Annotated in this window: 6 protein-coding genes and 1 pseudogene; 1 reads left to right on the top strand and 6 read right to left on the bottom strand. The window is 55.8% G+C overall.

Annotated elements, in window-relative coordinates:
• From NHG85_RS13035 to NHG85_RS13050, 4 genes are all read right to left on the bottom strand, one after another.
• Positions 1 to 214, bottom strand: a 214-nt coding sequence (locus NHG85_RS13035; protein ID WP_253333037.1) for a transposase, incomplete at its 3' end; no start/stop codon positions are given.
• A 314-nt stretch (positions 215 to 528) separates the two neighbouring features.
• Complete coding sequence (locus NHG85_RS13040) at positions 529 to 1557, bottom strand: IS110 family RNA-guided transposase (RefSeq protein ID WP_253333039.1); 1029 nt, start codon at positions 1555 to 1557, stop codon at positions 529 to 531.
• 179 nt (positions 1558 to 1736) lie between these two features.
• Positions 1737 to 2699 (bottom strand): glycosyltransferase family 4 protein, encoded by a 963-nt coding sequence (locus tag NHG85_RS13045; protein ID WP_253333041.1) that lies wholly within the window; start codon positions 2697 to 2699, stop codon positions 1737 to 1739.
• Positions 2692 to 4707, bottom strand: coding sequence for a glycosyltransferase (locus NHG85_RS13050; RefSeq protein ID WP_253333047.1), 2016 nt, complete (start codon positions 4705 to 4707; stop codon positions 2692 to 2694). The genes NHG85_RS13045 and NHG85_RS13050 overlap by 8 nt, the downstream gene beginning before the upstream one ends.
• Positions 4708 to 4878: 171 nt before the next feature.
• Between NHG85_RS13050 and NHG85_RS13055 the strand changes: the two genes are divergently transcribed.
• A complete protein-coding gene (locus NHG85_RS13055) occupies positions 4879 to 5976 on the top strand; it encodes an ISAs1 family transposase (protein WP_253333043.1) in 1098 nt (365 codons plus the stop codon).
• Between the two features lie 223 nt (positions 5977 to 6199).
• On the opposite strand, the gene NHG85_RS13060 is transcribed toward NHG85_RS13055, so the two are convergent.
• On the bottom strand, positions 6200 to 6991 hold the full coding sequence (locus NHG85_RS13060; protein ID WP_253333045.1) for an ATP-grasp fold amidoligase family protein: 792 nt from the start codon (positions 6989 to 6991) through the stop codon (positions 6200 to 6202).
• A gap of 280 nt (positions 6992 to 7271) precedes the next feature.
• A pseudogene (locus NHG85_RS13065) lies at positions 7272 to 8072 on the bottom strand (IS5 family transposase).
• Positions 8073 to 8334: the final 262 nt, after the last annotated feature.

Below are 8334 nucleotides of genomic sequence, written 5' to 3' on the forward strand. Positions count from 1 at the left end.
GGCGAAGCGGCAGGCCGAACAGAACCTTGATCGTCAGGCAGGCTTGGATCGCGGCGTCGCTGTAGACCGGCTGGCCGCCGCGCTTACCCGATGGCGTCGCGTGCCAGGGTGTCGACGGATCGAACCAGACGGTCAGCGATCCACGCTCACGCAGCGCCGCGTTATAGGCGGACCAGTTCGGGGTGCGGTAGCGGGTAGGTGCAGACTTGGGCATGCCACCCAGCTACGCCGTAGGACCCTCAATGTGAATCCCGAGCAGGCTTCGTGCAACATGTGTAACCGCCCCAAGCGCAAGAGGTATCTTCAAAGCTGATCTTGGCGCGTCGTCGGGTGCTGACATGTGTCCGGCCTCTGATGCGGCCCTACATGCCGCCGGCCCGTGTGGTGTTCGCGGATCGAGTCCAGATCAAGGCCGCGTGCTCGAAGGCACTCTGTTGCACCCTGGTTTTCCCGATCCCGTCTCACGACCGTTGCGCCATACAACTCCTTGCCCTCTTTCGCTCCGACGTCCTCGCGGCCGACGATGGCTTACGCCATCGCGACCGGAGACCTGTAGACGCCGCCTCGAGCCATCAAGGCCCAGACGATCCGCGCCATCTTGTTGGCCAGCGCCACCCGCACCAACATCGGCGGCTTGCGCGACAGCAGGCCGCCCAGCCACGTGCCCGGCTGCGCCTCCTTGTGAACGTGTCGTTTGATGACGACGCTATTGGCGCCGATGATCAGCAGGCGTCGCAAGGATCGCTCGCCCATCTTCGTGGTGGCGCCCAGACGCTGCTTGCCGCCCGTCGAATGCTGTCGCGGCACCAGGCCGAGCCAAGCGGCAAAGTCCCGACCTCTTCGGAACGTCTCTGGCGGTGGCGCCAGAACCGCGATCGCCGTGGCGATCAACGGGCCGATGCCCGGGACTGTCATCAGTCGTCGCGCGACGTCGCTCTCCTTGGCGCGACGGGCAATCTCGGCATCTAACTTAGCGATCTGCGCGTCGAGCTGGGCCAGCGTTCCGACCAGAACTTCCAAGGTGCCTCGTGCGTCGTCGGGTAGGCCGCTGCTCTGATCCTCCACCAGAGCCACCAGGCGCCCGGCGTTAGCGGCCCCTTGCGGCACGACCGCCCCAAACTCGGCCAAGTGGCCGCGCAGGGCATTGATCGCTTGGGTGCGCTGCCGGATCAGAAGCTCCCGGACGCGGAAGACCATGGCAGCCCCCTGGGCCGCTTCGCTTTTCACTGGCACGAAGCGCATCGACGGGCGCTGCGCCGCCTCGCAGATCGCCTCGGCGTCAGCGGCGTCATTCTTTTGGCGTTTGACGAAGGGCTTCACATACGCTGGCGGAATCAGCCGCACCTCGTGGCCCAGCTTGCCGATTTCACGGCCCCAAAAGTGGGCACCGCCACAGGCTTCCATGGCGACGAGGCACGGTGGCATCTGGCTGAAAAAGGACAGGACCTGATCCCGGCGCAGCTTCTTGCGAATGACCGCGTGGCCGGAGCCATCAGCTCCATGCACCTGAAACACGTTCTTCGCCAGATCCAGACCGATTGTGGTAACTTCCGACATGACCGCCCTCCAATGTGGAATGTTGCAAACCCACCTTGGCACATCGATGCCGTCGGGGGGCGGTTACAGCATCAAGGCCAGGCTAACCTTGAAGTGCGGACATTTCAGGGGAGCAGGTCAAGAGCCTCCTCCGATGCCGTCGGGGGCGGTCACATCATCAACGCTGTTTGCTAGGCTATTCAATTTGCACAAATTACCTGCTCAATCAGATCTGCCGCTACTTGATTATCACCAAAGTCAAATAGTCTGACGCTTTCGTCATGTGTTACCCTTTCAGGAATGGCACCTACTCGAGAGGCTACAACCGGCAAGCCACAATACTGACTTTCGGTTACCGCGAGGCCGAAGGACTCTAGCTTGGATGTAAGCAAGGAACATCCGCCCATCGCAGCAGCCTCTCGAAAAAGATGTGCTACTTCGATTTGGGAAATATTATAGAGAACCTCTACCTTCGAGAGAAGGCCGAGAAGCGACAGTTGCCGGAAGAACTCATGAATACGGGCCGCATCGCTATGCAGGCTGAGCACCATCACTGGTTGGATCGGTTGGCCTCTCTTGAGAAGTATGGAGAAGATAGAAAGTGCGTCCCGCCAGTTCTTATGCTCTTCCATCCGTCCGACCCAGATCACCGGGGCAGGCTTAGCCCCTTTCAGTTCGATATCCGGCCTCTCATAAAAGATGCTTCGATCGACGCTGTTCTCGACCACGTCAATGATAGACGGGTCAAAACCATGACCCGCGATCCAATCCTTCGACCATTGGCTCGGCACGGTGATCCGGTCATAGGCACTACCGGCTTTTCGGAGATCGTGAATTGCAGATATATGGCTGCCATGGACCTCTGCATGAACCCGTATCTTGTGTAACTTCAAGAGGTGCCCAAGGTGATAATGAGAAAAGAGGTGCGCCGACTTATATCCATTGTTCCGGACAAGGGTCGCTACGTTGTTCTCATGGGACATGTTACCGACCATGACATGCCTAGCTCCAGCTTCAACGAGAGAGGCGCGTCCACCAAAATCGTTGAAGAAGTAGAAGTCATAATGTGCTCCCTTGGAAAGCCCTTGCTTGACCCGTTCCCGCATGACTGAGACGACGCCGCCTAAACTGCAGTTGTTGTACACGACGAGAGAATCAGACATCAAAACGACCTTTCCGGGGCATGGTTTCCAATCCATCGAGGATAGACATTGTGCTTTTCCAACGCATGGCCCATGTACTCTCTTCTAAGAATCCTACAGCATTCTGGCCATCTTCGACCGAGAGCTCTTTCTGCAGTGCGTTTCCAATAGTGTCGCCCAGCGTTACGCCACTACCGTAGATCTCCGTTAAAGGACGACCTCGCAGGGCAAAAACGTCCGAGGACACGACTTTCAGGCCCGCTGCAAGATATTGATAATACTTAATCGGATCGAGGCTGAAAGTTAACCTATTATCCTTAAAAGGAAGTATTCCCACGTCCCAACTTTGGGAAAGCTCTTTGAAGAATGAAATCGGTTGCTGACCGTAGAGCGTGACGTTCGGCAGATTCAGCGCCTCGACCGGGTGGAGCCCTGGGCCGATGATGTCGAAGCTGACATCGGCATGTTGAATAGCAGCTTCGCGGACCGCATCGACGTCGAAACGGCCGGGAAACAAGTGGCCGAAGTATCCGACCTTGCGCCGAGTCGTGTTGCTCCGATGCTTCCAGGTGGTTTGCGCAAAATCTAGCTCTTCGGCCGAGATCCCGTTAGGAATGGTATAGGTCGTGGCCGGATCCGCGCCCAAGGCAATCATTCTGGCATGAATCGGCTTGCTGACGCAGATGATTGCATCCGCTGCGAGGCAGATCTTGCTTTCGAGCTCCGGGGCGTACCATTTACTAAAACCGGCAGCCCGCATCGCTTCCATATCGTCCCGGACTTCATAAACGACGGTCCAGCCCGCCCGCTTGAAGGCATCTACCGATAGCACTGCCTCAGCGTCGCACAGGCTGCTGCAGAAGAAGATGCCCGGCCGGCCCCCAGTGATGGCACGTTTGGCAAGCTCAAGGAAGCGCCGTCGCTCGAACTGGATGAAAGTCTCGCTATCTACCCGATCAGTCGATCCCCCACCAAGCGGTACGTACCAAGTCCGATACCCATGACGCACGAACTCGTCTGTGATGTAGTGCGACCGTAGTTTGAGAACATTATCCCTGTAGGGACCCGCAGTGGTCGACATCAGGATGTCCGGGCCTTGGTCCAGTTCCGGCTGCTCCAACTGTTGGCTCTCTGCGAATGTTGATCGGAAGTACAAACGAGGCTGCGGTTCAAGACGAGCGCGCCGATCGACGGATACGAAAATCTCACCATGAGTGGCACCGAACGGCACCGGAAAGTTCTGTTCATCTAGCTTTATCCCGCCGGGATGAGCAAAGGATACGGTTTTCTTTTGCCAACCATTCTCTCCCATCTGGAAGCCGAAGGCTTTACGATGAAGTACTTGGTCACCACAGAAGAAACGTACCTGAATATTTCCGGTAAACTTACCGATTTTCGCGCGTGTCCAGAAAGCCAGCTTGGGGAGCTGAAAATCTCGGCATTCGAACCGGTGATAACTTGAATAATATGAATTCAAAAAATGTGGTAGATCGCTGAGTGTGACATTCTCGTCGATTGACCAGACCGCCTCGCAGCTGATAGCACCTTTGGGAATGGAGAATTTAAGAAATTCCCTTTTCTCCTTCTCTAAGGAAGAGAGAACTCCGGTTCGACTTTTCGATGAAATAGCCTGCTTTTCAATATCGAAGAAGGTGACCTCGGCTAAGAAACGCCCTACGCCCTGCAGCGCCCGTGGAACAAAGACCTTAACCTTATCATCCTCAAGCATAGGCAGATGCTGCCGATATTCCTGCCCCGCTTGAACCGGATACCCTGTGACGATTGAAATCTCCCCCTCTGTGGGGGATGAGACTACATAGTGGACTTCGTTAACGTCCTCGGCAACAGGAATGCGAAAAACGCACATGCCATTCTCGTCTTCAAGGGCGACCCGCTCGCTTGGAATGTCTTTGCTTCGGTTGTCTTTGAAAGATGCGTTGCAATTTGTGCCACCCGGCACATCGACAATGACGTCACAAACCCGGCTCCTGTGATCCGGGATAAATTTTCCTTCATTATTTGAGGGCATGAGCAATTCCAGATTAATTCAATACGATCTTAATGTTGCTACTACTACGCCCCTTGAACGTGATCAACAGGGGGATCGCAGTTGGCTATAATGCTCTGACTTGGCTCTCTTGCTGCCGGGCGCGTGATGGATTTTGTGTGGGGAAACTCATCCCACGGAGCCCGCCACCGCATGCACGTCTTCCTCTCCGCCTTCGACGACGTCCCTGATCCCCGCGCCGAGAACGCTCGGCATGACCTCGGGGAGCTGCTGGTTATCGCGTTCGTTTCGGTCCTGTGTGGGGCGACGTCCTGTGCCGAGATGTCCGCGTTCGGCCGCGCAAAAGAAGGCATTTTCAGGGATTTCTTAAAGCTCAAGCACGCCATCCCCTCACACGACACGTTCTCGGTGGTGTTCCGGATGATCGATCCCAAGGCACTCGATGCCGCTTTCGGGCGAGTGCTGGCTGACGTGACCGCCCTGTTGCGCGAAGGAGATATCATCGCCATCGACGGCAAGGCGTTGCGCGGCGCCCGCGACAAGAGTGAGAGCGCGCGGACGCGGATGATGGTGTCGGCCTACGCCTCGCGGCTGCGCCTGACGCTCGCCAGCGTGACCGCCGACAGGGGCACTGAGCTGGATGCCGCTCTCGATGTGCTTGGGCTGATCTCACTGAAGGGGAAGGTCGTGACCGCCGATGCCTTGCACTGCAATCGCCGCACGGTTGCGGCGATCAACGCGCAGGGCGGGGACTGGTGCTTGGCGCTAAAGGCCAATCAGGACTCGCTCCTGTCCGATGCCCGGGCCTGCTTCGGTAAGGAGAACAAGGACCATCCGGTGGCCCACGCCGAAGACACCGGTCATGGGCGGACGGAGAGGCGCACTGCGGTGGTCGTTCCGGCCAAGGGGCTGGCCGAGCACCATGATTTCCCTGGGCTGAAGGCGTTCGGCCGGATCGATGCGACCCGGGAAATCGACGGGAGCATCACCTCCAAAACCCGCTACTTCGCGCTGTCCTGGAAGCCGACGCCAGACCTCTTGATTGAAACCGTCCGTGCCCATTGGGCCATCGAGAACGCTCTGCACTGGCAGCTCGATGTGTCGTTTCGCGAAGACGCCGCGCGCAACCGTAAGGATAACGGCCCCGGCAACATCGCTGTCCTGCGTCGCCGCGCCCTCGACGTCGTCCGCAGGGACACCTCCAAGGGCTCGCTCTCGATCAAGCTCAAGCGCGCAGGCTGGGATGACGACTTCCTTCGGAAGGTTCTCAATGGCTTAGCCGAGACTTGAGGCCAACTGCGATTGCCCTGACGTGATCAATACAGCTCGACAACTTTATGGAGGCAAAGATTTGGGTCCATGTACGGGGGCGGCTATAGTAGAACATTTAGACTTACCATTCCTACTGCAAGTGCAGCACGCATTGCAGGCAATGTCGTTCTAACAGCGCACCATCAGGAATGATCTGCATTAATGTTCAATGCAGAGGTTCTAAAGTGAAAGGTATAAGGAGCTACCTATAGAAATCCGCCCACATTTTTCCCAACATAGAATCTATTTCTGGAAGAAGCTCAAACATATCCTTATAGTATGGGCCGCCTGGCGCCGGAGTTATCTCGCCAACGAAAAACCCCTTTTTTGTAGAATACATGTCGACACTAACAAATGGGGTCCCCAGTAGCTCCGGAATTTTTCCCGCACATTTGATCATATCCACAATATGCTCAGGTCGTTGAGGGTGACCGTAGTAAGAAATAGATTTTTTAGAGGTGTTGATGGTCGAATCAAACCTTAACGGATCGCCGTTCCCGTCTAAAAATGAAAAGTATGGCTTATCACTATTCCGATCGACCTGAAGTATAAGGCCGACTCCCACTTTGAAAGAGTAAAGTTTGTAATCAAAGGGTATAAGAAAATCACTCTTTTGATGCCCAAGCCCTTCTTCGACAAGAATCCTATAGCTTGATTTGAATTTGCAATTCTCGTAAGATATGAGCTGCTCCCTTAATACACCCTCCTCTGAAATAACACGCTTTCGAAGCTTGTCATAATACCTGCCTTCTGCAATCCTCGACAATGGCATTACCCCTGCTGAGGAATGCATATTGCTTGGCTTTATGCAGAAACTGTCTGGGAGCTTGCTTAGATTTATATCCCCATGAGAGTTATAAACTTCTATCATTCTAGGAGTAGGGATATCGTTGTCTATATAGAACTTATGCGCCTTCAGTTTGTCGTTAACGAACCAAGGTATGTTATCCTCTTGGCCTTTCACTCGCTTATCAAGAAAATCCCAAAATCCCATAATATTCATATCCTTTACCTTGATGTGGGTTTTATTGTCTCACATTCGCAATGTAAGTTGTGACCAATCTGCAGCATTGATCCGGCGAGGGCTAACTTAGTCAGAACATAGTCAGCTGTGGCTCTCTATCCGAATTGATACACATATACTTGATAGGTTTGAACCGTTATTGCAAACTGATAGGCTGGACACCTAGATTTGGCAATATGGATATGTGAGCCGCATGGCGATGATTGCGCAAATCACCCTCAAGCATGACTGCGTCCTTTTCTGCCTTTCGCTAGCGGACGGCTTCGATCTCAGCCGGGCCAAAGGCCGAGAGGCGGTTCATGATGGCGATGAAGATCTGGATTTCGGCGGTCGGGGTCTTGTGACTTGTTCCTCTCGCCGAAGAATTTTAAGCAGTTCATCCGGACCTCGACCCGACTGCGGGCGGGATAGCCAGTCCACTTCTTCCAGAACGCCCGACCGAGATGCGGGATGGTCTGCAATATCTCGTTTCGCACGGCAGCAGCGGGACAGTCTTCTTTCCAAGAACGGCCATTACGGCGGATCGGTATGACCGCTTCGGCGCCTTGATCAATGATCGCGCTATGGCATCGGCCCTATCGTAAGCCCCGTCTGCGATGACTGTGCCGATCATTTCCTCCGGCGGGTAGGTCCGGCAGCTGCGGGCTGTCGCCCTAGCGGCTCAAGGTGAACGCGACCGCGCGCACATCCCCCGTGCCCGCATCCATGGCGATGTGGACCTTCCGCCATTGCCTCCGGCGTGAAGGGCCATGCTTGCGGGTCTGCCACTCGCTATCACCACGAAACTTGATAGCGGTGCTGTCGACGAGCAGGTTTAGCGGCTGTCCCGAGGCGCGATCCGCACCTGCCAGTGGCACAGTGTCGAATAGTCCGGAACCGGCCAGTTGAGCCCCGCCATCTGGATCAAGCTCTCGACCAGCCCGACCGTCTGCCGGAACGAAAGCCCAACGTCCGAAAAGGTCTCGGGCCGGCCACGCTTCCCGGTCTTGCCGGCGTTCTAGATCATCTCGGGATCGAACCAGACCGACAGTGAGCCGCGCATGCACAGCAACGCATTGTAGTCGGACTAGTTTATCGTGCGGTAGCGGGTCGTAGAAGGCTTCAGCACTCCCCCCCTGAGCTAACCGGCAGGACCCGATCAATGAATCCCCCTCACCGATATATGTAACAGGGTTGCCCCGGCCTTTCAGGTTCTGTGCCTGACGCACTATTTGTATCGTTGGTGGGGGGGGGTATTTGGTTGCGGGAGCAGGATTTGAACCTGCGACCTTCAGGTTATGAGCCTGACGAGCTACCGGGCTGCTCCATCCCGC

Source organism: Limimaricola litoreus (genome assembly GCF_024159025.1).
Taxonomy (GTDB): domain Bacteria; phylum Pseudomonadota; class Alphaproteobacteria; order Rhodobacterales; family Rhodobacteraceae; genus Limimaricola; species Limimaricola litoreus.